A 21,902-nucleotide genomic window follows, 5' to 3' on the forward strand; every position below is an offset into this window, starting at 1 on the left:
CACAACAACCCAGCGAGAACGCCATGACTCACGAACTGAAGCGCGCCATCAGAAAGGAGGCAGCGATCGCCGCCGTAATCAGTGCCCTGATCAGCGCCGCCTTCGTGTTCGCCCTGTTCGGCGATAGCCACCCGGCACCGCTGTGGGGGCCCAGGGGCGCCGCCGTCGACTTTCTGCCGCAGACCTTCATGCTGTCGTTGATGAGCGCGCTGTTGCCTGCGTTGACGACGCGCCGCAAGTTAGCGCGAGGGCAACTGGACGCGGTGGCCGGCAGGACCTGGCGACTGCCGCGTCATCCATTCGCGCGCAGCCTGCTGATTGCCCTGCTGACGACCCTGGCGGGTAGTCCTTGCGGCACTGTCCTCTTGTGGGCCATTGCCGGGGCCAACATCGACTTTGCCGTGTTACTGGCGGCCAAGATGGCCTACGGCGCGCTGGTTGCGACCTGGGTGGCACACGCTAGCATCCAGGTCACTCTGGCCTATGCGAGACAGCGAGCCCTTATAGCTCAACCTTAACTGGACCCCAAAGAGGATCAACATGATTTTGGCGCCGCGACACTTAGAAGACTAATTCAGGAATATTCCTGAATCGAAATGGCAAGCGTGGGCCCTAGAGAATAGCGACTTCAGGTGCGGCTAATGCCGTTCTCATGAAACTCTATGACAATACGAATGCGCTTTGTGATGGAAGCGAGCTTAAGGCATGCCCCTGAAAAGGCCTCGCTCCTTATGGAGCGAGGTCAGATAGCAAGATTTTTGGATTGGTTCAGTCGGGCACGAATTCCCTCTTGTAGGGGTCGTACCGCAGCGTCTCGCGATCCTCACGGATCGGACCGTGCCCAGCCTTGTAGATGTTGAGGAGATAGCGATTCCGGTAAGCGACAGGCTCTTTCGCGGCGTCTGCAGGAATGCCTTCCTCGATGAAGTAATCGACCAGCTCTTCGTCGGACGACACCTCGTCGTTGGACAGCACATCTTCGATGTTGCAAAGCTGCTGTTCCGATAGGTCTGCAAACACAGCCGGGTTGGGTTCTTGATTCATGTCCATGATGCTCTCCAGGGGTGGAGGGACGAGTCGCCCCCATCGGGGCGGCTTCGTCCCTAGGGGGTTAACTGAATCTGAGTTAGGCCGCTGCCACAGCTGAATAGATCCAGGTCTGTGTCGCGGTATCGAGTTCATAGCCGAGCTGCTTCAGCCGAGATATCTGGGCACGCAAGGTGCCCCGATCGACGGTGGAGTCCAGCTTTACGCTGTCACCCAGTGGCCACTGGTGCCCGAACAGCTCGATGTCTTGATCATCCGCCTGGGGCCGACGCGTCAGCTTGGCTTCGGCGCTCGCCTTGAGCGATTGATCGGTCGATGCCTGCGGGCGGTTTTCCTGATGAACCTGCTTCAGGAATTCCGCTGCTAGGCGTGCCGCGCCAGAGGCGCGAAAAATGGCCTTCTTGTCCGACTGCAACACCTCGATCCAATTGGCGATGTAGGCGGCATCGAAGGCCTCGTTACGAATACCGAAGTGCCCGCACAGAAAGGCTGAGCCCATCTGCGCGATCAGCTCCTCGAAGGCATATTGCGGCGAACCGAAGTCATCGAACTCGGTGATACCAGGACGCGCCAGCCGTGACTCGTGGCCGGTCGCGTGGGTGAGTTCATGTAGAGCCACGCTAAAGTAGCTCTCCGCGCTGTGGAATCGCGACTTCACGGGTAGCAGCACCCGATCTTGCCTTGGGAGGTAACACGCCTCGTCTCGATCCAGCGAGTGCGTAACCTTGATGCCACAGCCCGAGATGAAATCGTCCAGCGTCTCGAAGCCGTCGAACGCCTCGCCACCAGCCGGCGGAGGATTGGTGATCGCATCAGGAAGCCCGTCGCACTGGTCGACGTTGAAGAGGTTGAACCCGCGGAGGATTGCGAAGCTCTTCTCCTTGGGGTTGCCCTCCTCGTCCAGCACCGGCTCGCCGGCGTCATCGAGGATCTGGCGCTTCATGGGTTTGTAGAAACAGGCCAGCGTGCTCCGCTCTCCCTTGCGCACCGAACCGCCCGCCTCCTTGGCTTGGCGAAAGGTGAGCCACCGGTCCTGCGAATACTTACGCTTGTCGGCCATGCCCCATAGCAGCGGCACGTTGATGCCCTGGTATTGCCGCCCGGAGACAGCGTTGCAGGGAATGAGTGGCGTCCGGCTGGACGGGTCCCAGGGATTGCCAATGCCTGGCAGATACCCCGCTTCGAGACTGCCCAGAATCTGGTTGGTGATCGCTTGGTAGATATCAGACATCGTCAGCACCTCAAGCTGACGACCGGGATTCTCACCCGCCGGGAGAGGATCCCGGTCGGGGTGGAGGGAAAAGCCCGGCGAACCGGGCTGATTGGGTTAGAGATCAGGCGGCGAGGCGATCCCGCCCTTGAAGCGAGAACACCAGCACGTGCTTGTCGTAGAGACGTTCGATCTCGGCGTGCACCTCGACGCCCAGGGGCAACAGCAGTGCCCCCGAGCGGTGAGGCGCGGATACCTCGAAGTCGAACGCGCGCGCCCCTGAGGGGGCGTCAGCGAGCTTCTGGCGAGCCTCGGTCAGGAAGGCGTCCAGGCGCTCTATCCAGTGCAGCTGATCCAGAGCAGGATGAAGCGATGCCGCTGAGTCGAAGAGCGCGGCCACCTCGTTGATGAGTGGCTGCTCCATCTGCACCATCACGTCGTGACGTTCAGGGCAGAGTCCTAGGCGCTGCGCTTTGGCAGTGAGGTCGATGCGGATAGTGGCATTGGATTGCATGAGAACTTCTCCTCAAAAATTGGGGAAGTCCTCGCCCCATGGGGAAGGAAACTTCCCCATGGGATGGATGCTGCTTGAGTGGATCAGCCGACGACCGTCGCCCGCCAGGTGTTGCGGTGAGTGCGGACCTTGCGGTGCCCTACCACGACGCCATGGACGTTGCGGACCGGCTCGGAGACGTCGACAGGGGTTTTCCCGAGAAACTCGAGAATCACCCGCTGTCCGACTTCCGAGTTGGTTTCACGCGCCACGCGGCGCAGGTCAACGCCCCACACGGTGCGTTCCTGGCCTCGATCGTCTTGCAGCGTGATGTAGAAGCTCAGGCGGTTACCCGACTTGAACTCGTAAGGGGCGTTGCCTAGGGCAACGATGGTCCCGTCATCACGACGCTCCGACTTGGGGCCGGCAGACGTATGGCTTTGCGTCCGAGTGGAGCGCTTAGGCCGAGGTTCGACGGTCGAACGACCGAGAAGATCTGCGGGCGCGGCAGCGGCGACCCGGAGCAGCCAGAAGGCACTGACTGGGCTCCAAAAGCTGTTCGGCAAGGTACGACCGAGCAGGCCGATCTTGACGATACCGAGTGCGTTGAGCCACCACAGCGACACGAACGTCAGCCACGTCCACCGCAGTGGCTCGGGGATGACATCGGGCAGCATGATGACCAGCAGCGCGGAGAGGTTGAGGAACTGATGGAGTTTCATGGTGTGGCTCCTGAAGTGAGGATTCAGGAGATACACCGGCCCCATCGGGGAGGTGTTCCCCTGATGGGTAAGGTCCAGAGCACGCCGCAGCGGCGAGGGCTAGATTGCGATCAGCTGAAGAACTTGATCGCTGAGAGGAAGCCGACAGCGGCGACCAACATGCCACCGAGACGGATCGTGAGCGTTTGCGTGATGCGCTGCTCGAGATCCCTCAAGTCTTGCTTGCTGGCGATATCCCGCATGTCATCCTCCAGGGCGTCAATCACATTCCGGGCCTTGTCGGCTGGAACATCGATCGCGCGGAGCGCGTCGTAGAGGCTTATCGAGTGCTTCATGGGAATCTCCTGAATTTAAAGGGAGATTCCCCGCCAGGGAGATCTCCCTGGGAGGGTGAGTTGCATCCGGCTCGCGATGAGCGCCGTCTTTCGGGATGCGTTACGGCTTCGGGATTGCCCGAAGGCAAAGGGCGTCACTGATGACCGTCAGTGACCAGCGGCGTACTAGCTGAGGATAGCTGGACTAGATGATGAGCTGCAAGAGTCACCTGCCAGACCGGCGCTGCCCTGCCCTCGCTGAACACCAAACGCGGCCTCGAGCTACTGCCATAGTCTAAATGGGTGGAACTTGAGAGAACATTAATTTACATTCGCAGGATACAGCCTCGGGCATAAGGTGAGCGGATCTACCCCAAGGTCACGGGTTGGCATGTCGATAGGATGAGTCGTTTTCGGCCCTAAGCGGCGCTTCCGGCAAACGTGGCATGTTCGTTCAGTCGTATTATAAGCGCCGGCAAGATGATTGGTGCTATGCCGCCCAACCACAACCAACTTCTTTTAACTCCAATGAGACAGATAGAAAACAACATGCGGCATGACACAAATGAACGTCCCAGCTCGCTCATGCCAATAAACGAGCTGGCAGCCTAATACCTGTTACACATTGAGGAAAGATCATGCCAGATGAGTGGAAAGAAGCCGCCAAGGAACTACCGGACGATGAAAAACGGCGGGCTTTAAAGTATATTGCCGAGAATTCTAGTGGGCCAATGGCTGGAATCGCACGACAGATTCTGGGAGAAGAAAAGAAACCTCTGACTAATAATCAGAAACACATTTACGAAGACTCCATCGAACCTTCTCTCGTTGAGAAGTGTGGTGGCCCTGGCTGCAAAAATTTTGCTGTTGCGGGTGACACCTACTGCCCGACATGCGCAATTGAGTACGGGCAATAGATGATAAGCTCCAGATGTCGCGTATAATGAATCGCTGCATTTGACCTCCCGAAGTGCTCTAGCGCTTCGGGCTCCCTCCGCAGGCTTAGACTGCTCCAGCGGCGAATGAGCTTAGCCGTTATGCACGTTAAGGAGAGAATGTGGTTTCTGAATTTTTGAAGTTTGGCTACTTAGGGCTCGTCGCCATGCTTGTTTATCTTTGCTACCGAATTATAGAGGGCAGCAAGAGCGGTGGACATTCTTTCAAAGAAACCATCATAATTTTGTGCTTTTTTTCTTTAGTAAGTCTTATAGGTGGCGGATCCGGATATCTCTGGGCAGAGAAAGAACTAGAAGTTGCGAAAACAAAAGAGAGTACTGCGTCAATTTTGAAGCAGCAATTGCTGGCTGAAAGAGAGTCACATGAAAAAGCCGTCGAACCACTCCAAAACGCGCTAGATGGAGCTGCTGAAAGCTTCAACAGTAGCGTCCTGAACAGCACACGCCAAGAATATATACAGGAAATCAATCAGCTTAATAAGTTAATCCAGACACGGGAAGACGCCTTTTCCAATAGAGTTCAGGCCTTGAAAGATGTCTTTAATCAAGTGACTGATGCATAACCTATGCGTTATGCCTACGGAGAATAATCTCAGATGGATCAAGATTGGATTCTTCAAAAGAAGGAGACCCGTCGCACATTTTCTAAATCGACTTGGGTACCTTTGCGAGCTTCTGTAGAGAACGAGAACGGTAACGTTAAAAATATAGGTTACAGCAACGAGTTCTTTGGATGCGGGTCCGTTGCATTCTCTCCAGAAAATCGTGAAATAGCTGAGGAATTAAGCTGGGAGGACATCGGGCTTAGCAGCACAATTGGCCCTTGTGCATACGAGGATGGCTTCTACTCGACTATTGATGAGTATCAATATAACGATAGAGAACCGGTAGGCGTTCACTTGGTCCTAGAGCTGCATTTACCAGTTGTCGGGGGAAGGCAATGGATATTGAATCCGGACCTCGTTGCAGCCCTTCACCTTATTAAAGAAGGGGACAATTGGGTTAGGCCTGAGGAGAATTTTGTAGTTGTCGCTCGTGAGATTCTCGATGAGAACGGTGAGCAGCGTCTCGTAGAAATAAAGAGGGAATACTTACTTGATTACTTGGCAGCTAGGAACCTAGCGTTACGGCTCTCTTACTACCGTCAGAGAGTGGAAAACACAACCTCTCTTGAAACTAGCGACTATGCAGGTCTAAAAGACTATCAAGAAGAGCGAGATGGCGGTCGATATAAGCTACTGATTCGCGACATCAACGACGTTTTTGGAGGAAGCTGGGCGATGTTCCGCGCTTGGCGAAACGACGTAGACGAAGACGAAGATGCACCTATTATGGGGCCAGAAACCAACGAAAATACTGATTATGAAAGTTCCCAAGGATACAATGGTGGTTATGAAGGTGTTCGAGTGGAGGGGGAGTTCTGGCGGGACGAGTGGATAGATCACCAAAGGACTAGCACTCGCGTGAGAGGGGATGCAGATAACAATCTACCTCAGTTCATAGTGGAAACTGATGGTACTCGTTTGCCGTCTACCGAATTAAAAAGTGAAGATATTGGAAGATGGCTTTGGTTTCGTTCCAGTATTGTTAATGAGCTTCTTGAGCTACGTGGATTTTCGCTCGAGTGGCATACAGCAGAAACTGGCAGTATCAAATCGACTTCCGGGCATTCGATTCACTTTGGGATAAACTCTTCAGATTTAATCACCATCTACGCTTATGACATTGCTCGCCTTCCTGCATGGGAGCAGCATATCTGGTCGGCACAAAATGTCGTTCCAGATGGGAAGGTATCAGGTGAGCTGTTGGACTCACAAGTGAAAGCTCAACCGGCATCTACACGTGCTGTAGAGGAGCTTCTTTTGGAGGTGATAACTATGCTTGAAAACGGTTTCCGTGAATCCTTTGGCGTTCCGCTTTTCACACATGAAATTAACCGCTTAGAAGCTATGAAGCACATCTCTCGTTTCGCCAGCAAGGATCAGGCATCTCTTCTACGGCTGGCAAAAGAACTCGTTCGTATTTTTTCTGATAGGCTGGATGTGCGCGAGCTTCGTAAACTTTCAAAGCATTCAAACAGGGATAAATTGGGTTCAAATAAACTCTTTGAGGATGTGCTGGCTCAAAAAGTAGGGCCCGAAAAAGCTCGTAAAGTATTTGGCCCAATTGCGGGGGCTTACGATATGCGAGTAGGTGATGCACATCCTACCAGTTCGAAAATCGGGGATGCGTTAAAGCTCGCGGGGATTGACAACAGCAACTCATATTTGCGGCAGGGAGAGCAGTTAATATCCAATGTTGGCCTATCAATTTGGTGGATTGGAAAGTTACTGTTCGAAAAACAGTAAAGCAAAACACGCAGACGCCCGAATTATAAGGCACTGCTATCAACAAGTTTGCCACAGAGCACGGCATTAATGTAATGACCCAGCGGTTCCAGCACAGATCAGGCCGCTAATTGGCATGCACTGGCATACGCTTCAGCGGGTGTTTTCATACCCAGCGCCAGATGTGGGCGCCGGTGATTGTAAAACTGGACCCAGTCCCCGATCACGCGCATGGCATGCTGCAACGTCTCAAAGCGATGGCGATGCACGCACTGCTCTTTCAGGGTTCGGATCAGGTGCACGACCATGCCATTCTGCTGCGGGCAGTGGGGTTTAATGAATTCCTGCTTGAGGCCGTAGCTACGAACCAAGCTCGTGTAGCGTCGGCTCGTGAAAACCAGGCCATTGTCGGAGCGCAGCAGAAACGGTTTGGAGACTCGCCCCAGTGAACCGTTGCGGCTGATCAAGGCCTGTTCGAGGACGCCGACAGCCGTGCTCGCCTTGCCGCAGCGGGACAGGTGCCAACCCAGCAGTTGTCGGGTATGGCAGTCAATGACCAGCGCCAGCGTAAGCCATCCGTCACGCCCACCCCACACTCGGCAGAGGTCATTCGACCAGCGCTGGTCAGGAGCCATCGCGACGGAAGGTAAGGCTTGAATACGGGGCCGAAAGCCCACGGCCCGTTTACGCACCTGCCAACCACACAACTGAAAGATGCGCTGGACGGTGTTCTTGTTCATACCCAGCAGATGCGCCACCGTGCGGTAGCCAAAGGACGGCTCTTCCTCTATGAGTGCCTTGATTGGCGCCGCTAGTTCCGACCTTACCCTGCGTCCGAAATTCACGGAGCGGCAGTACCAAGTGCGTCGTGGAAAGCCGAACCAGCGGCAAAGCTTGCTGACGGAAACCTCATAAATAAGGTAGACCGATAAACCGTTGTTCACCAATTTTATTTATTTTTCCAGCATCTCTCACTAGGTTAGGCAACGTCGACCGTTTCGCTAGGTCACGGAGCCTTGTTTCTCAGTCATCCGACTTCGTGATATCGTGCGGAAGCATCTCTCTCATTTCACTGGCTAGAAATAAAGCGGCTTTTGCGAAACTTTCCAGCCGAACAGCGCGATCTAGCATGACCTGACTATTTGTTTCTTTCTGACTCTTCAGCAGGCAATCTTCAGCAAATCTTGAGACCCGCAACTCTACGGTTGCCTCCAGACCGCCCTTTACAGATTCCTCTAGCCATGGTTTGACCACGTTGATAGATCGTTCGGCGGCAACGCCGAGTGCATAACGGATTAGCTCCCTTGCTGCGTGATCGATCCCGATCGCGAACTCAAATAGCTCTTTCTCCTCCTCTGTGGCACCTTCAAGCTCTTCGCTGCTAGGCGGACGCGAGAAAAACCTGAATTCATCCATCTCATCCACACCAAGGGAAGTAAGCGTGCGCAGCAGCGGGTCTAGCTCCCTTAACGGTCGCATGTACGGAGGCAATGTGTAACGGTGTGCCCAGAGTTTCTGGATCATATCCACGCACTCGGCCACTGCAGTATCTCGCGCTGTTTCGGGCGCATCCTCAGCAGCGGAGATTTTCTCGGCGATGAGGTGCGCCATCCATTGGGCAGTAACATCGTCGCCGAGCTTCAAGTCGGCAACGATCCGCTTGCCGATCTCGATAACGGCTTTAGAGCGATCGAGTGATTCCATCGTGTCCAATCAGGTAGTAGCGGTTATAGGGATAGTTGTAGAAGGAGTAGTCATCTTTGCCATTCTTGCGTTTTGGTGGCTTGCGGCGGACCTTAACGCAGACGACCAGAGATGTGTATGGATGCCCACCCAACAGCGCGTGAATGAACTTATTGTCGGCGCTGAGCCGAGTGCCGGTCAGAAAGTCGCGTTTCTCCCTGTAGCCTGTAATGCGCGACCAAGATTCGCTTCTCGCCCAGCCACCATCCGGTAGCGTCCACGATCGCGCGTCTGGATCCGTCACCGCATTCAGGGCATTGAGAATTACCTGACAAGGCTGCGGGCCTGGGTAAGCCACCTCGCCAGCCCACGGGTCGTATTCATCAAGGTTCATCGAGTCGCTACTCGACTTCACCCAGCCAAGTAGCCTCAGCTTTGGATCATTAACATCATTCCGGTGGTCGATGTCATCCGCGCTTGGAAGGTAAATCGCTCCTGGACTAGGGCTCGTCTGCATTGCGGCTATAAACGCATCCGCATGGCAAGAAGGAACGAGTACAGAACTTACCGACACCGTTTCACAGTTGATCGCATCGGTGGTCGTCCAATGGCCCCAGAGGACACTCATGCCGTCGTCCGTTGTCAGTTGATCATCCAGGTACTGTCTATTGACCTGCCAATACCATGAGTCATCCGATAAATCCGTCGACGATGCAGCGATCTTCAGGATCTCGGGATCGCGTCGATCCGCAAGCCACCGATCATCACTGCGAGTGAGCAACTGTCTATCCAACCAATCGTCGAAAGGATCTTCTTCCTCATCAGCGTGACAGCGCACCGGCTTTGCCTCTAAGAGTTGGCCAGCAACAAACATCATGGCGTGATAGGACTGGTAGACGACGCAATCCTCCACTCTAGGCATACTTCCATGCGAGTGGGTTGTGTCTTCTCCTCGGAAAATCCCGCGTCTGTAACGTTGATCATCGACGCGACGGTGAAGTCCTAGCGACATGCGCCCACACAAGACTGACCGTGCTTGTTGTTCAATCGACTGCTGATTCAAACCGAAAACGCCGCCCAACGGTGCGAACCAGTGGGGCCCGATGTCAGTGCCGAAAAAGTATCTATCGTCTTCGTCCAGGCCTTCGTCGTCCGTGCCATAGTCATCAACGATCTCGTACTCGCGATGATCGTAGACGTCCTTGGGCAGAGCAGCCCGGTTTGCGCAATTCGCAATGGCAAGCAAATCCGATGGCAACGAATGGACTTCATGTAGGCGTCTCAATGCATCCGAAGCAAAGTGTCGGATAACGACGTGCTGTTCCCTTACGCAGTAATCAAGAAACGCAAGAAAAGGAATAACGGCACCTGGCACGTCCATGGCGCCTCGTGCCAAGGCAATACAGAGCCATTGACGGGCGTGCCACTCATAAAAGAGCAGGCCACTGTCGACAAATGGCTGCGGGTCAGATCCCAATGCACGAGTAGCCAGCGCGGACAGCAGGGATTGCCAGTCGAGCTCAAGACAGTTGCGGACGCAGTGGGCATACTCCCAGCGTTCCGCAGTGGATGGGCGGGCTAAACCCGCCCATAAGTAGCCAGCCAAGGCTTCCTCGCAAGAGGATGACGGTGCGAGCGAGTCGTTCCAAGGTCCATCGCCGTCTTTGTCCTCAAGGATCTCTTCGAGCAGGTCGAAGCCGAAGTTCAACACCTCATCGGCCTCGTCGCTGGTCAGGTGTTGCGAGAGCGGCTCCACTAGATGGAACAAGTCGTTCGCATCAAGCCCGTCGAACTGCGACAGGTATCCGCTGATCCGAGCTGACGCTACACCCTTCTCCACGATGATGCCCTCTAAATAGAGACAATCAAACGGGCCCTTACTGCCCCAACCGCGGCGCCCCACGCGGTTGGGTTCGCTTTCAGCCAGCAAGAGGGCTGCCTTCCTTAGTTCGTTGCGGACGGACAGAAGCTTCTTGCTCGCCTCGGGGAGGTGCCTGATGACGTCCATGAAGCTGAACACACTGAACTCGTCGTCCAACTGGAGCGCACGGAGGTATCCGTCGATCTCCGACAATTTCGCGCGCCGCAAGCCTTGCTCATTGAACTCGCTAGCGTATGAACGACCATCAACCTTTTTAAGCGATCGCCGTGCCGCGGCAACCGCTGCTGAGTCGCAGAGATCGACGCTGCAGAAGATGGCATCCCAGTCGGGCTTCTGCACCTCTTTACGTGGAACCGTCTGGGACACGCGAGTATCAGTCACTGACTCACCAGCTCCTTTGGTCACAGATGCCTTAAGCAGCCTTTCCAAATCTGGAAGCGATATCGACAGGGAGTCGGCCATAACCTTGAGCTCGCGCCAGGTGGATGTCTTGTGGGTCTGAATTCGGAGGAAGCGGTAGGCGATCTGAAGGATTGATCTTTTCCGATTGTTGTCGGATTCAGAGTCAATGGCCGCTTTTATATCGCTGACGCGCTCCCATCCCGTCTCGGTGCCACTCATAGCTATCGCTGCCTTTTTTGGAAGGAGCCCTCGATCGATCAGACTGTATATGGCGACGGGAAATAGCTCGCCAGCTAAGCCGAACCCACGATCCCGCCAACGGCTGAGAATTGCGAGACTAGATGAAGGACAGAGTCCGACCAAACTCTCGACCAACCGATCCCAGTCCATGTATTTGTCTCGAGCCATGTGCTCATAGGTAAGCTCAGCAATACGCGACAGTCGGTAGGCGGTCCTAGGTTTAGCCTGTCCCGGGTGATGCGCGGGATGCGAGAGATCCAAGAACGTTGTCCATCGATAGAGATGTTCCTCTCCGAGCTTGCTAGCGATCTCGATCGCCTTGTCGAAATAAGCAGCCGCTTCCGACTTGCTTACGCAAAAGATGGCGCGCGCTAGCTCCTGAAGATCGTTAACCTGTGCCTCCGCATCGCTGCGCGAAGCGATGATATGATCGAACGCCTTAGAGCTGAGCTGCAATGAGAGGTCGCCCATCCCTGCTGTTCGCGAAGCGACGTGGCACATCCTCGTGAGAGTGCTCGGGTAGATGCGGTCGTTGTTGTCGACCCACTTCAGAAGCGCGTCGATCTGCGCGGGCTTGATGGAGCCAGCATCGCGAATGGTCAGTACCCATTCGATGGCAACAACTTTATCCAAATTGAAGTTTCGATAATAGTCACGTGACGACGCAGATTTGGTATGTCTTAGCGCAAGCTCGACTTCGTCATCAAGGTTAGGAGACTGGCGACCACATGCAATCTCAGCGGCCAAGATGAACCAGGGGAGGACGCCACCAGTCATTTGCTGCAACTGGGACGCTTGTTGGCTCTTAACAGGAGATCCCTTCGTCTCAAATTCAGGGCGAACATCTTTGGGCGCCAGATCAATCAACTCAATTCGTTTTCCGCGAAGCGCGGCTTCTAAAGCGTAGGCCCGAATAAACTCTGCTCGCTCGTCATCGAAGGTATGGAATTGGTGAGGCGGATCTTTTGGCAAATAACGGCGCAACACCTCCGCCCAAGCCGCATCGTCGCGCGGGAGGCATCTGAGGGCCAGAGTAATTGCAGACCGGACTCCGCCTAGTACGTTCCCCCTAGATCTCCATGAGTGATCTTCCTCGGGTAACTTGACCTTAGGGTCGACCAAGATGCCCATCAAATGGCGCAGCGGCTCCGCCGGCAACAGATGTGCGACCCAGACTGCTTCGGTTGCCAATCCCAGCAGCATCCAGGCATCTCCCTCGGCGTGCTCGGCAAGTTCATCGATTCCCTTGAAGTCACCGACGTCCGCAAGCCGGGCGGCCACGACCTTCGTGGCTCTCAGTACGGTGGACTTGGGAGTCCATGCTTTTAGGAATTGCGCGGCCTCAGCAGATCCCCGCAACCTCAGGACACCAATAGCAAGCTCGGCGATATCGGCGACATCGATCTCATCCTCTTTGCGGCACTTGGTTGGCAGGTGGCTCCAAGCGACCAATGACTCCCAGGCCATGCGCAACCTGCTTCTCGCCTCAGGGATAAGGTCATCGCTTCCGGCGAGCAGTACAGCCTCATAGGCGTGATGTGAGCCAAGAAATCCACCGCCGAACGTTCGTCTGGAGACCATTTCTTCGATGCGATCTGGCGCTAGCAGAACACTGGCGATGTCAGTATTTTGCTGGATGAGCGTGTTCTGGCGAGTCTCGCCAGCTACCTCACCGCCGAGCTTCAGCGCGAGCTTAGCGGCGGCAACATGCTGCCCCTGCTGCAAGCACGCTCGGAGCGCGAACATCATTCGTTGCAGCTCGACGTCTCGTCGCTCCAGAGGGTTGAGCTCTGGCAAGCTCTCATTCGAGAGCGCCAGCGCAATCAGCTCGTCCATCCGGTCGGCAGACAGTAGCAACTGCGGCAGCGCCGCCGCCACATATGCACTGGTCGCCGCAAGGGGCTTCAGTTTTGCAAGAAACGCATCAAGCGAAGCCGCATCGGGCTTGAACGTCTCGTTGAACCAGGTCTCTGCCGGTTCGTCCATGAAGTGCAGACCTGAGTCCTTCACAAAGAGCGGTCGCCCAAACTCAGTAGCAAACGTACGGACGGCGCTCTCAGGAACGCCGGCGATCTGCGCCAAGATGGAAATGGGTACCAAGGGCCGGAGCACCGCCAGGCCCTTGCAGATGAGGTCTATCTGATTCGCTTCTGTCGGGCCCCATTCGGCTTTCAGCCTATCGATGGCTTTGGTCAGCAAGCCTCCAATCGCGCTTTGAACCGTCATCGGAGTTGGCCCCAGAGCCCTCAGCATGTCGCCGATGGGTGGAGTTCCCTCCATCGCCAGCGCTTGAACGCGCGGGTTATCGCTACTTAGATAAGCAAAATCCGCAGCCTCCGGGTTTGTTGCCTCTGGATAGTGCATCCGTAGGTGCGTGGCAGTCTCAGCTTTGGAGAACGGCTCTAGCTTGATCACTATGGCATCCAGCGGAGCTCCTAGGTAATCCCGCCGGTGTGATCGGCATGTGAATGCCAACCTCACTCCGTCGGGCATGTCCGTGCTGATCAAGTCACGGACAAAGGCATGCTCACCAATATCATGAGCCGCCATGTAAGCGTTGTCGGCAGCGTCGACGATGATGCAAAGGCTCGCCTGAGGCGTGCGGGCTCTAAGAATATCAATGGCTTGCTTGAGCCGAGATACAAAGGCTCGCATGAACTGCTTCGGATCCGTGCCACCGGACGGAATCAACGGCAGGCAAAGCTGCTGCCCTGAGAGCTCGTTCGCGATCTGAACGAGGGCATCGCGGTAACGATGACGATACTTTAAAGATTGGCGATAAGTCCCGTCACCGAAGCAGTCGTACAGAACTGCCACCGATCCAGCAGGCATGGCACGGGCCAGGTGAGCAGAAAGAGTCGACTTGCCTACGCCACCGTCTGCATGGATGACCACCGGGCGTTGTGCGGAGAGCAGCGTCGCCAGGATACCTGCCTGCTGCTCTCGTGGAAGCACCTGTTTCGGTTCCGAGATCAACGAGGGCGCCGGCAGTAAGTCGATTTCGGACACTCGCAGTGCGCGGAGTACGTCGTAGAGGCGAACGGAGCGGTTCTTCGCTCCCTCATCGGTTGCCCGGCGGGTAACCAGTTCCTTCAGTTGGAGCGCAGCCTCGGTGTCCGGCTCGGACAAGTATGCGCTCAGATCCTGACTCAGAAGGTTGCGCTGTTCCCATAGATCCGGCTCACCAGCTTCAACCGAGAAGGCGGCGAAGAAGCTCTGTACATTGTTGCTAGCTGAAGCCGCGTACCGTTTCAGCAATTCGTCAATCTCGCGGTGCCGCGGCGCTGTTGACCCCACGGCGAGATCCGCCAACGCTTCAAGAACAGCTCCGTCCATAGGCCTGTTCGTCAGAAAGACGAACCGAATCTTATTAGCCAGGATGTCCAGGCCAAGCGATGATTCCAGCTCCTTGAAACGCCCAGCGAAGCGTTCGATGGTTCCTTTGAGGCCGCTTGCCCTCCACGGGGTGTGCGCTTGCCTGGACGAGTGTTTGAGCTGCACATAGCGGATGGACGTTGCTGCTGTAACTTCCTCGCTCCCGTAGTACAAGCCGACGTCAATGACCTCGTCGCCGACGCTCGTAGATATATCCCCCTCGTCCAGTGACGCTCCTTCGATCGCCACCGCCACTAGGCCATCTTCGCCGGTAAGCAGCCCGAGGCACTGCCGGGCAGCCCATTGATAGTGGAACTGATCACCGCTCCTGGAGGGTCCTACAGAACCTTGCTTTGCCATATTTATCTGCACTCACTGCATCCGCAGCTGACGGAGTTTACAGGCCCAAGGTGTCCTTGAGGATCTATCGCCGGCCAGCTCTAAACTTCAAACACTGTGGAGCCGTTCTAGAGGCATCGAATTTAGCAGAATGAAGGCCCACTCCCACTGCAAAAAAGAAATTGAACTGCACCAAGCGAACGTCCGCTCTAAGCCGAAAGCTGACTAAGCAGGGAAACCTAAGTCATCCGGCGAGTCCAAACTAGAACGCATTCAGCGACTAGTACCGGAGGTGCTCCCCTTTTGCCCTTTCTCTCGCCCGGCCCTTTGGGGTTTCCCTGGTCTTCCAACCGGATAACCCCCTTCCCCTTACTTCCCCTTCCCTTCATCCCTTTTGGCCTGGCCATTTACCCCTTTCCCTCGGAGGGATAATCGTTCAGGGCTGGCTCACAACATTGACCGCGGTGACCCCCTGGTTCCAGATCATCTCAAGATGGGAGGACTGTACCATCGAGTGAACAAGTCGCGGGGTCATAAGTCCCCAGCACACCGCACCCTGCTGCCTAACGGATGGATACCTCATGCCAGGCATCTTCTGGTCGCTGGCCGCGGCGCCCAGCGCACGACTGGCGGTATAGTCGTCCGGGGCAAAAATGGGATCGTCCAGCGGTAACTGACAGAGGTCCAGAAGATTGGCCTCAGAGAACTCGGAGATCAGCTCACGGAACACGAAACGATCAAAGCCCAGATCAGGGACGTTTTGCCAATAAGCCTCCTGGTGGTAGCGAACTTCGGCGATGGCCGTATCCAGGCAATCAGCCAGGTACAGCACCCCAAAGCTTCCATCGCTGAATCGCGAGCCGCTGGTATTGAGGTGGGTGAAGGGCGCAACCGCGTAGGAGCAGCCCGTTATGCCGAATGGAATGTCTGCCCGGTCGATGAGTCCGAGGTCGCCTGCCTCAGTCAGCAGCCGAGGATTGGTGAGCGCCTGGAGCTGATGCAGCGCGTCGAACTCTCTCTCGTCGGCCACGTCATCGAACAGGCTGATCGGAGGAAACTTGGAGTTGATCAGTCGATGCGCTCGGCGAGTCTCTTCAGGCAGCCGAGGTATCTCCTCAAGGCTTACCACTGGGCGCCCCGCAGCCCGTCGATGCGCTTGAAAGTCTCATACAGGCCCGGGAGCCCGGCCCGAGTCATCGATTCCAAAGGCGTGAGGCCGTTGAAGCCAGGGTTATGGTTGGGCATGTTCACGAAGCCATAGACGTTGGCTGGGTTCTCGAACAGTGTCCTCAGCGCAGCGTGGATGTTCAGCACGAGGCTGATCCGCGTCAGCTGGTCGGGATCGACGTTGACCTGCCATTCCTGATCGCCACGCTTGGCGCGATTGTAGGTGCTGCGAGAGACACGTAGGACCTCTGTTCCCTGATCCTGGGTGGCCCCCCACTTCTCCAAGATCTTCACCGCAGCGCGTAATCCAGCAGTGTTGCGTGCTTTGTCATCGGCCAACTTTTCTACGGCTGTCATGATCGCCTCCAGGTCAGTAGACACAAATATATACCTGGCGTGTCTACAGATCAACATGCTAGAGTCGTGACGTGGACCATGAAACTCTGGACACATTGAGGCTCTATAGAATCGCAACGCCCTTAGAGATGGATCAACCGCCTGCCACAGCACTACCGGTTGACATTGCGACCGAGACCGATTAAGCCTTGCCGTTCAGCACTACCCGGGGTAATCTGAAGTCACACTCCGTAACAGTGCATGGGAGATCCCCCATGAAGCTCTCCAGTCTCTTTACCGAAGAGCGTCGCCAATCCGCCAAGAAAGCGGCCCGCAAGACGATGAAAGGCTCCGTCGCCTTCTCGTCGGCGCTGCTGTTCGGCACCAACGAGTCCCAAGGGCTACTGCGTACGCTGGGTCAGGCTTCTGCCGAGGCAGGCAAGAATGTCTGGGACGCCCTGCCTGAAAATACTAGTGCAGCCCAAAGCGATTCAGACGAGACTTGGCAGAGCGTTCCCGATGGCTATCACCATGGACCTGAAGGATATGGCGATTATATGGGTGGCTATAAAATCAGCGACTGAGCTGTATCAGCATTATATTCTGCGCAGCCCGGAGAGCTTAACTGATTACAACTTCCCTCCCGATGAACCTTTTTGAGCAACGTCACCGCCTTTCTGACCAGCTCCTTGGATATTTTTCCCTGATTTATCGATTCCGGTAGATATCGCACTGCCCGCCCCTGCTCCAGCCCAACTCATCGCCCCAATCCAGATCGTGGGAAGCACGAAAAACATCATCCCGTTGACGAACATCAAGACGATCTTGTCGTTACCGTTCTCGACTTGCGCCACCCAACTCAATTTTGCCGCATCGCTGCTGTACAGCAGGGCAATCAGGTGGTCGTCCAGCCATCGGGCCAGCTCCCACCAGAACGTGAGGAAGAACACGCCGAAAAGCCCGAACGTGGCGAGTCCGGCGACCTTCATGGAGTAGGCGGAGGCCACTGAGACGAAGGGTAGGCAGATGATAATCGCCATCAGCATCATGCCCTGGATCATCGGCAGGGACTGCCTGAGGCTGTCCATGCCGGCCCGAAAAGGCACGACGGAAACCGCGTTGCCGAACAACCCCAATACAGAAGCGATGGCTGTGTCCAAGCTGCCGTCGAGGTTGCGGTAGCCAATCGAGGCCTGATCCGTGTTGCCGTTCGCTGCGCCAGAGCGCGGGCTGACCATACGACGGATCATGTAGTCGTCGGCGTTGGGCGTTGACGGGAAGACGCTCTGCACGCGTGCCCAGAAGGATGGCTTGACCTGGGCTTTGAGCCGCGCTTTGAGACCCGCTGTGCCATCACTCCACCACTCCTTGCAGGTTGGGTAGCCGGGGCGGCCGGGGCCGGTGCTCGGGCGCGCGCTGTCCCGGGCGGCCTGGTACGGGAAGCCGGGCATGGGCCGATTCGAGTAGAAGCTGTCGTAATAGCCGGGCGTGTTGAGGAAGAACTTGGACCCGATCCAGTCCACGTCTTGGCTTTCCGTGGGCGTCAGGCTCGCGCCCGTCTGGAACAGCTTGTTGCGCGAGGGGCCGAAGCAGGCCAGCTGGAACTCCCCCACTTCGCGCTGGAGCCCGGGATCGGTGATCGAGCTGAGATCCAGCGCTGTCCTGACCGACTGGTAGTCAGTCGAGCAAGGGATCTTCGACACCGCGGCGTTGGTGATCCCCTTCGAGATGGCATGTGTGATCGCCCACCACATGGGCACGCGCGCTTGCTGCCCATCGATCGCGGTCATCGTCGACTCCCCCCACTTGCCCGATGACAGCATGACCGTCCCGCACTGGTCCGCATGTTCTTTGCTCACATTCACCGGGTTCACGCCGAAGGTGAAGACAGGCACGCAGGTGAACACGAGCACCAGGATCATGGCGTAGAGGCGCGACTCGATGCGATTCAGGGACAGCACCCCCTTGTTCCCCTCGTCGTCGCCCTCCTGACGCGCTCGGAACCATTCGCCGGCGACCAGCGCGATGAACGGCGCCGACGCGACCCCAGTCGAGGATAGCGTCTCCCAGATGCCGTTGTTGATGATCCACCCGAGGGTGATCAGTGTGCCCTCCATGTAGTCATTCACCACGAACGTCGCCATGTCAGGCCCCCCACCAGGTGATCAGGTTGTAGGTTTCGATCAGCCCCAGGGCGATCAGCACCATGCGCTCGAGCTTGCGCAGCAGCAGGCGCGCCTGCGCGCCGCCATCCTTGTCGTCGGCGACGCTGCGCAGCACGCGCGGGCGGCCGTAGCGGATCCAGAAACAGGCTACCGCGCCGTAAAGCACGGCTCTCCACAGCAGCATGACGTCGCGGTTCTCCCCCAGGGCGGCACGGTACTCTTGCATCCCGCCGAACAGACGCGCCCCGATCGAGGCGATGATGCCAGCGAGCACAAACGACGCCACGAGGCCCAACAGCCCCATCAGCAGGGGGTGGCGCTTGAGAAAGTTCATCGGTGGTTCCCTTAGTTGCTGTCGACGGGGGCGCCATTTGCATCGAGCTGGCTGCGTGGTGAGGTGTACTCGTCCTGGACGGATCCCGCCGCGCGGATAGCAGCGCGATGCAGCGCCGAGCTGGCTGCATTGCTGGCCAGCGATTTGCGAATATCCATCTCGCTCTGCAGCAGCTCGATATCCCGGTTGAAGGCGTCGATCTTGCGATCGAGAGCACTCATCCCCTCAGCGTTGTTCTCGATGCCAGGGTCGCTGGTCCCCGCGATCAGCGCGCGGCGCGCCCACATGGCTTTGGTCAGGGTGCGTGCCAGCGCCATCTCGCTGGCCAGACGCTGGGCCAGCAGCGGCGCCTGGGGATCGGTGCGCAGCGCTTCGATGACGCCGCGGGAAACGGCGAGACCGTTCCCCGCCGAAACGTCATTGAGTTTGGCCGGGGTGATCACGCCGCCGTTGATCATCTCCACCAACGATTGGTGGATCTTGTTCTGCTCCGTCTCGAGTTCGCGGATAAGGCCGGTACCGGCAATCGACTCGGTCTTCTCGCACCCCTCGCAGGAGCGAAGCTCGGTGTCGCCCACCACCTTGCGGGTCCACTCGGCGGCCTCCTTGGGACTGCCCCAGACCGTACACATGCCGCCCTGGCAGTCACGGCCGCTACCGCCGATACCGCCACCCGTTCCGCCGGAGCCGCCGGCGATGCCACCGCCGCCAACCCAGTCCCCACTGGAGGTGGCCACCGAGCCCCAACCGCCACCGCCGCCGGAGACCGGCGCCTCGCTGGTGGGGTCCGAGCGCCCGTAGAGCAGGTTGTAGCCGGCCGTGGTGGTGTCTTCGACGACCCGCATCGGGGCCTGGCCACTGCCCCCGCGCTTCTGACCACCGACCCAGGTGCGGCCGGCGTTGCCGGCTTGGCGCTCCGCCTGCGCTTCGGCGGACACCGCATCGGTGTTGCGGGCAGCGATGTCCTTCCAGTTTTCGGCAACGGCGGCCTGCTGCATGCGCCCACCGAGGGTGGCATCGGCTAGTTGCTCGGACATGCGCTGGCAGGAGAGCTTCGATTTGTCGAAGTCGAGCCGGCCCTGCATGACCCCATTGGTCAGCAGGTCGTAGAGGGCGGGGTTGGAGCGCTGGATGATCATCGCCGGCAGGCTGGCGACCGCACCGGTGGCGTTGGAGACCACCCGACTCATCATGTTCTGGAAGCCCTGAGTGACGCCGTTGAGCTGGTTGCTGACGGTGGCGCCCAGATCGAAGTTGCCGCAGGTGGCGTCGACGTTCCAGCGCACGCCCAGCCCGGTCAGACGCGGGCTATGGCTCAGCCCCGCCGAGGCGCCAAAAGGCGAGGCGCCACCAATGTCGTAATACAGGCTGTCTGCGGACTGCGCCTGTGCGGCCAGCGGCAAAGCCAGCATCACCGAGAGTGTCAGGGTTAATACGGTGGGCTTCATAGGGCTAGCCTCCGGTGAAATAGAGCAGCTTCTGGCCCCGACGCTTGCAGCAGCGATAGGGCCGCCAGAGCGCCCACACGTAGTCACCGGGCTGCTGCAGGGCAGCGTTCTGCCCGCCGTCGGGGAAGATCGAGCAAGACATGGAGCGGTTCGGCTGTAGGCGCTGCCAACGATGTGTCGAGCGCTCCCCCTCCTTCACCGGATCCGGCCCCCAAATGCCCCTGCTTGGCGACTGAGGCGCGACCAGCGATTGATAGACGTGTGGCTGGCCAGAGCGCGTCACGATGTCCGCGGCGCGCTGCGCCGTCGTCGCGGCGACCTTGTAGTCGTGGGTCTGGGAGACGAACCCGCTGCGCGGATAGATCGGGCTCCACAGATCCCCGGCCCCCCCCATCTCACGCATCCCCGGCACCAGCGCCTCGGGATAGGCCATCTCGGGCACGCCCGAGCGCCACGCCAGCGCATCCAGAGTCGAGATGAAGTAGGGATTGAACGGCACTGCTTTGCTGTGGCACATGAAGCCGAAGCCGCCGGCGAATTCGTAGAACAGCTTCGAGGGATGTCCGATGGCGTCGACATTCTTGAAGTGAGTATTGAGATGCTGCGGTGCGATGTTCTCGTGACTTGAGCCGCCGCCCAGCGCTTTCCCCAGCGGCGGAGAGAGTAGCGCGATCTCCCGCCAGGGATTGTCGCCGGTGTTCTCGTAGCTGCTGACAACCAGCTCCGGGATGTAGTGTTTGACACGAATCGACGTGCGCACGGTACAGCCCCAGAACGAGCAATGGAGCCAGGCGCAGATGCCGATCACCTTATAGTCCAGGCACGAGGGACTGAGTGAGGAGGCCATGATCTCGGGGGTGGTGATGGCCTCGGCCCGCGGCGCCTGTGCCAGGCTGGCCAGCCCGACGAACAGCGCGAGCGCGACACCAACCGCGAAGGCTTTCAGTCCCCGGCTCACTGCCCTGCCCTCGCCTGCCGGATCTCCTGCAGTGCCGCGCCCACATCGGCTTGCCCGTACACCACATAGCGGCTGTCGACGACCACCGCGGGCAACTTCTCGACGCCCAGCATCCAGGCACGAGCCAGCCCCTGATAGAGCTGGCCGTACTGCTGCAGGGTCTGCTGCCACGCCGGCTTGCTCATGCGTGCCTTGAGGATTTGCTCAGCCCGCCTCGGGTCCGCCGGCAGATCTTGCGAGATGCGGGCATCCAGTCGCGCGGGGGCGTCGAGTTCGATGACGGCCGCGTCGCTTGGGACATTGACGACCGGCTCGTCAGCGGTGGTGAACACCTCGACGCCGGCGATGGCGGCATGGCTCCAGACGAGCAGGAAGAGTAACAGTAGCGCGGCGCTTGGCCGACAGACGCAGAACATGGACAGGTCTCCACGGCGGTATCAGCCGTCAGGTGTACCGCGTCCCTGTCGGCCGGGCAGTAGAGAACGTTAAACGCATCTGATAGGT

Annotated in this window: 20 protein-coding genes and 1 pseudogene; 5 read left to right on the forward strand and 16 right to left on the reverse strand. The window is 57.6% G+C overall.

Translation table 11 applies throughout. The annotated features are described in order from the left end of the window. Positions 1 to 23: 23 nt before the first annotated feature. A complete protein-coding gene (locus DOM67_RS03180; protein WP_110674230.1) occupies positions 24 to 518 on the forward strand; it encodes a hypothetical protein in 495 nt (164 codons plus the stop codon). 250 nt (positions 519 to 768) lie between these two features. Here the strand turns inward: DOM67_RS03180 and DOM67_RS03185 are convergent, their stop codons facing one another. From DOM67_RS03185 to DOM67_RS03205, 6 genes and pseudogenes are all read right to left on the reverse strand, one after another. Next, on the reverse strand, positions 769 to 1,050 hold the full coding sequence (locus DOM67_RS03185; protein ID WP_198651710.1) for a hypothetical protein: 282 nt from the start codon (positions 1,048 to 1,050) through the stop codon (positions 769 to 771). A gap of 76 nt (positions 1,051 to 1,126) precedes the next feature. Continuing rightward, positions 1,127 to 1,465, reverse strand: coding sequence for a DUF3275 family protein (locus DOM67_RS20055; protein ID WP_232825126.1), 339 nt, complete (start codon positions 1,463 to 1,465; stop codon positions 1,127 to 1,129). Further along, positions 1,439 to 2,278, reverse strand: a pseudogene (locus DOM67_RS03190) (zincin-like metallopeptidase domain-containing protein); the annotation flags it as partial. The pseudogene DOM67_RS03190 and the gene DOM67_RS20055, both read right to left, overlap by 27 nt. Positions 2,279 to 2,381: 103 nt before the next feature. Next, the gene (locus tag DOM67_RS03195) at positions 2,382 to 2,771 is read right to left on the reverse strand and encodes a hypothetical protein (protein ID WP_110674232.1); all 390 of its coding nucleotides are present in this window, start codon (positions 2,769 to 2,771) and stop codon (positions 2,382 to 2,384) included. A gap of 83 nt (positions 2,772 to 2,854) precedes the next feature. Further along, positions 2,855 to 3,472, reverse strand: a complete 618-nt coding sequence (locus DOM67_RS03200; protein WP_110674233.1) for a hypothetical protein — start codon at positions 3,470 to 3,472, stop codon at positions 2,855 to 2,857. A 110-nt stretch (positions 3,473 to 3,582) separates the two neighbouring features. Beyond that, positions 3,583 to 3,807: a hypothetical protein gene (locus tag DOM67_RS03205; protein WP_110674234.1), complete on the reverse strand. Its 225-nt coding sequence runs from the start codon at positions 3,805 to 3,807 to the stop codon at positions 3,583 to 3,585. Positions 3,808 to 4,424: 617 nt separating this feature from the next. On the opposite strand from DOM67_RS03205, the gene DOM67_RS19730 reads away from it, so the two are divergent. The 3 genes from DOM67_RS19730 (at position 4,425) to DOM67_RS03210 (ending at position 7,090) form a co-directional block, all read left to right on the forward strand. Continuing rightward, on the forward strand, positions 4,425 to 4,703 hold the full coding sequence (locus DOM67_RS19730) for a hypothetical protein (protein ID WP_157958779.1): 279 nt from the start codon (positions 4,425 to 4,427) through the stop codon (positions 4,701 to 4,703). A gap of 140 nt (positions 4,704 to 4,843) precedes the next feature. Beyond that, positions 4,844 to 5,305 (forward strand): hypothetical protein, encoded by a 462-nt coding sequence (locus tag DOM67_RS19735; RefSeq protein ID WP_157958780.1) that lies wholly within the window; start codon positions 4,844 to 4,846, stop codon positions 5,303 to 5,305. Positions 5,306 to 5,338: 33 nt separating this feature from the next. Continuing rightward, the gene (locus DOM67_RS03210) at positions 5,339 to 7,090 is read left to right on the forward strand and encodes a hypothetical protein (RefSeq protein WP_110674235.1); all 1,752 of its coding nucleotides are present in this window, start codon (positions 5,339 to 5,341) and stop codon (positions 7,088 to 7,090) included. Between the two features lie 98 nt (positions 7,091 to 7,188). Here DOM67_RS03210 and DOM67_RS03215 read toward each other — a convergent pair whose 3' ends face one another. The 5 genes from DOM67_RS03215 to DOM67_RS03235 form a co-directional block, all read right to left on the reverse strand. Then, positions 7,189 to 8,013: an IS3 family transposase gene (locus DOM67_RS03215; RefSeq protein WP_232825118.1), complete on the reverse strand. Its 825-nt coding sequence runs from the start codon at positions 8,011 to 8,013 to the stop codon at positions 7,189 to 7,191. Between the two features lie 79 nt (positions 8,014 to 8,092). Next, entirely contained in the window at positions 8,093 to 8,773 is a 681-nt protein-coding gene (avs3b, locus tag DOM67_RS03220; RefSeq protein WP_110674236.1) for an AVAST type 3 anti-phage proein Avs3b, read from the reverse strand. Further along, positions 8,751 to 15,011, reverse strand: a complete 6,261-nt coding sequence (avs3a, locus tag DOM67_RS03225; RefSeq protein WP_110674237.1) for an AVAST type 3 anti-phage nuclease/ATPase Avs3a — start codon at positions 15,009 to 15,011, stop codon at positions 8,751 to 8,753. The genes avs3b and avs3a overlap by 23 nt, the downstream gene beginning before the upstream one ends. Before the next feature lie 415 nt (positions 15,012 to 15,426). After that, entirely contained in the window at positions 15,427 to 16,119 is a 693-nt protein-coding gene (locus DOM67_RS03230; protein WP_110674238.1) for an RES family NAD+ phosphorylase, read from the reverse strand. After that, a complete protein-coding gene (locus tag DOM67_RS03235) occupies positions 16,113 to 16,514 on the reverse strand; it encodes an antitoxin Xre-like helix-turn-helix domain-containing protein (RefSeq protein ID WP_110674346.1) in 402 nt (133 codons plus the stop codon). Before DOM67_RS03235 ends, DOM67_RS03230 begins: the two co-directional genes overlap by 7 nt. A gap of 254 nt (positions 16,515 to 16,768) precedes the next feature. On the opposite strand from DOM67_RS03235, the gene DOM67_RS03240 reads away from it, so the two are divergent. Further along, a complete protein-coding gene (locus tag DOM67_RS03240; protein ID WP_110674239.1) occupies positions 16,769 to 17,077 on the forward strand; it encodes a hypothetical protein in 309 nt (102 codons plus the stop codon). 45 nt (positions 17,078 to 17,122) lie between these two features. Here DOM67_RS03240 and DOM67_RS03245 read toward each other — a convergent pair whose 3' ends face one another. Genes DOM67_RS03245 through DOM67_RS03265 form a run of 5 tightly spaced genes read right to left on the reverse strand, consistent with a single transcriptional unit; the run spans position 17,123 to position 21,814 of the window. Beyond that, positions 17,123 to 18,637, reverse strand: a complete 1,515-nt coding sequence (locus DOM67_RS03245; protein ID WP_110674240.1) for a conjugal transfer protein TraG N-terminal domain-containing protein — start codon at positions 18,635 to 18,637, stop codon at positions 17,123 to 17,125. A 1-nt stretch (position 18,638) separates the two neighbouring features. Next, positions 18,639 to 18,992, reverse strand: coding sequence for a hypothetical protein (locus tag DOM67_RS03250; protein WP_110674241.1), 354 nt, complete (start codon positions 18,990 to 18,992; stop codon positions 18,639 to 18,641). Between the two features lie 11 nt (positions 18,993 to 19,003). Further along, the gene (locus DOM67_RS03255) at positions 19,004 to 20,440 is read right to left on the reverse strand and encodes a hypothetical protein (RefSeq protein ID WP_110674242.1); all 1,437 of its coding nucleotides are present in this window, start codon (positions 20,438 to 20,440) and stop codon (positions 19,004 to 19,006) included. A 4-nt stretch (positions 20,441 to 20,444) separates the two neighbouring features. Next, positions 20,445 to 21,398: a TIGR03756 family integrating conjugative element protein gene (locus DOM67_RS03260; RefSeq protein WP_110674243.1), complete on the reverse strand. Its 954-nt coding sequence runs from the start codon at positions 21,396 to 21,398 to the stop codon at positions 20,445 to 20,447. Then, positions 21,395 to 21,814: a TIGR03757 family integrating conjugative element protein gene (locus DOM67_RS03265; RefSeq protein ID WP_110674244.1), complete on the reverse strand. Its 420-nt coding sequence runs from the start codon at positions 21,812 to 21,814 to the stop codon at positions 21,395 to 21,397. The genes DOM67_RS03260 and DOM67_RS03265 overlap by 4 nt, the downstream gene beginning before the upstream one ends. Positions 21,815 to 21,902: the final 88 nt, after the last annotated feature.

The sequence above is a fragment of the Salinicola sp. RZ23 genome (genome assembly GCF_003206675.1).
GTDB lineage: Bacteria > Pseudomonadota > Gammaproteobacteria > Pseudomonadales > Halomonadaceae > Salinicola > Salinicola endophyticus.

Coding starts and splice junctions, on each gene's coding strand:
- DOM67_RS19730 (WP_157958779.1), top strand. CDS start 4,425: ATGCCAGATGAGTGGAAAGAAGCCGCCAAGGAACTACCGGACGATGAA.
- DOM67_RS03195 (WP_110674232.1), bottom strand. CDS start 2,771: ATGCAATCCAATGCCACTATCCGCATCGACCTCACTGCCAAAGCGCAG.
- DOM67_RS03185 (WP_198651710.1), bottom strand. CDS start 1,050: ATGGACATGAATCAAGAACCCAACCCGGCTGTGTTTGCAGACCTATCG.
- DOM67_RS03255 (WP_110674242.1), bottom strand. CDS start 20,440: ATGAAGCCCACCGTATTAACCCTGACACTCTCGGTGATGCTGGCTTTG.
- DOM67_RS03210 (WP_110674235.1), top strand. CDS start 5,339: ATGGATCAAGATTGGATTCTTCAAAAGAAGGAGACCCGTCGCACATTT.
- DOM67_RS03250 (WP_110674241.1), bottom strand. CDS start 18,992: ATGAACTTTCTCAAGCGCCACCCCCTGCTGATGGGGCTGTTGGGCCTC.
- DOM67_RS03235 (WP_110674346.1), bottom strand. CDS start 16,514: ATGACAGCCGTAGAAAAGTTGGCCGATGACAAAGCACGCAACACTGCT.
- DOM67_RS03180 (WP_110674230.1), top strand. CDS start 24: ATGACTCACGAACTGAAGCGCGCCATCAGAAAGGAGGCAGCGATCGCC.
- DOM67_RS03240 (WP_110674239.1), top strand. CDS start 16,769: ATGAAGCTCTCCAGTCTCTTTACCGAAGAGCGTCGCCAATCCGCCAAG.
- DOM67_RS03265 (WP_110674244.1), bottom strand. CDS start 21,814: ATGTTCTGCGTCTGTCGGCCAAGCGCCGCGCTACTGTTACTCTTCCTG.
- avs3b (WP_110674236.1), bottom strand. CDS start 8,773: ATGGAATCACTCGATCGCTCTAAAGCCGTTATCGAGATCGGCAAGCGG.
- DOM67_RS03205 (WP_110674234.1), bottom strand. CDS start 3,807: ATGAAGCACTCGATAAGCCTCTACGACGCGCTCCGCGCGATCGATGTT.
- avs3a (WP_110674237.1), bottom strand. CDS start 15,011: ATGGCAAAGCAAGGTTCTGTAGGACCCTCCAGGAGCGGTGATCAGTTC.
- DOM67_RS03200 (WP_110674233.1), bottom strand. CDS start 3,472: ATGAAACTCCATCAGTTCCTCAACCTCTCCGCGCTGCTGGTCATCATG.
- DOM67_RS03245 (WP_110674240.1), bottom strand. CDS start 18,637: ATGGCGACGTTCGTGGTGAATGACTACATGGAGGGCACACTGATCACC.